This window comes from Candidatus Nitrosarchaeum limnium BG20, assembly GCF_000241145.1.
In the GTDB taxonomy this organism is placed as follows: domain Archaea; phylum Thermoproteota; class Nitrososphaeria; order Nitrososphaerales; family Nitrosopumilaceae; genus Nitrosarchaeum; species Nitrosarchaeum limnae.
The window spans coordinates 1-1,363 of the sequence record NZ_AHJG01000006.1 but is presented as its reverse complement, the minus strand read 5'-3'; the positions used below and the strand labels follow the sequence as shown (position 1 = coordinate 1,363).

1 protein-coding gene is annotated in these 1,363 nt (G+C 31.5%); it reads right to left on the bottom strand.

Annotated elements, in window-relative coordinates:
• Positions 1-643: 643 nt before the first annotated feature.
• Complete coding sequence (locus BG20_RS00105) at positions 644-1,117, bottom strand: hypothetical protein (RefSeq protein WP_010189423.1); 474 nt, start codon at positions 1,115-1,117, stop codon at positions 644-646.
• Positions 1,118-1,363: the final 246 nt, after the last annotated feature.

Genomic DNA, 1,363 nt, shown 5'->3' with positions numbered 1-1,363 from the left:
ACTTCTTAAAGATTTATGAAATGAAGAAAACCGCATCTTAAGATTCAAAGACAACAACACTGATAGTCCTAGTTTCATCCAGCATTCTAAAAACTTCAAGATTTAGTGTTGATATGATAAGTTAACTTGGTAAGTTATTGGACAATAATACTAATTTAGTCACGAAAAGTGTTGAATGTAAATATACGATTATGTGTGATTACTAATCATGGGTGAGATTCACGAAGTATCTAAGAAAATAAAATCACTATGCGCAAATTGTGGTCACATAGAATGGAATCATATTAAAACAAAAAACGTGATCAATCAAGAGTATCCCATTCAGAACCCCATCCTTCAGAATGTAACCAATGCAAAGAAGAAGGTAAAACTTGTAAGGGATTTGAAGCAAAAAAGACAGGTCTAATAGATAAAATCAAAAAGTTATTCAAATAAATTTAGAATCTAACACAATAACCCATTCAATTATAATCAAAAATCCTTAGTTTAATCATGATGCTTACCTGTTGCCATTGCAGAAAGAACCTAAGGTATGACGTTGCCAGGATAGTCTGGGATAACTGGTATCATAAGAGATGTATGTTTCACGTTGCATATCTGATAAAGTTGAATAGTTTCTTCTAGTTATGAAAAAGTTTAAAATTTAATTCATTTCATGAGGACATTTAGGATTTCTCCCTTTAGCTCCATTACAGTTGTAACAAAATACCTGATATCCAGGTGGTAATTTTTCTTTAATCAAATTACTATACAATCTACTTGAAGTCATTCTTTTAGAATGTCCATGTGTTTTTTTACCACTGATATGATCTAATCCAAGTGCCAATATGTCATTAAATCCACAACATTTGCAAGCAATAATGCCATCAGAATAATGAGTTAACACTTTATTTTTTAATTTGATATTGTTGCTTCTAGCCCACATTGCACTGTATTTTGAAGAATGATCAACAGGTTCATTTCGGTATTTCAATACATTGCAATTCCAACACAGGACTTGGTATCCAGGTGGGTGATATTTTTTCCTTAGATGTCGCCATAATTTATCGCCAGAAAAACTTGTTGAGTGTCCCTCTGCCTTTCTCCCACGAACATGATCTAATGTCAGAAAAGCCAAATCTGATTCCTTACAAATTTTACATGTAGGAGTATTTCCATTGGAATATTTTCTAAAAGTTTCTAGTTTTAATGCAGTGTATTCTTCTTTACTCTGTTTATTTCGTTGTTCTTTATTCTTGAGATAGTTTAGATGAAGTGATTTTTCACCTGTACTGGGTGTTTCTTTCTATATTCACTAGAACTTTTTGCGCTTTCTTTAAGATGATTCTTTCTATAAATTCTACTTTTGCTTTAATTGTTTCTT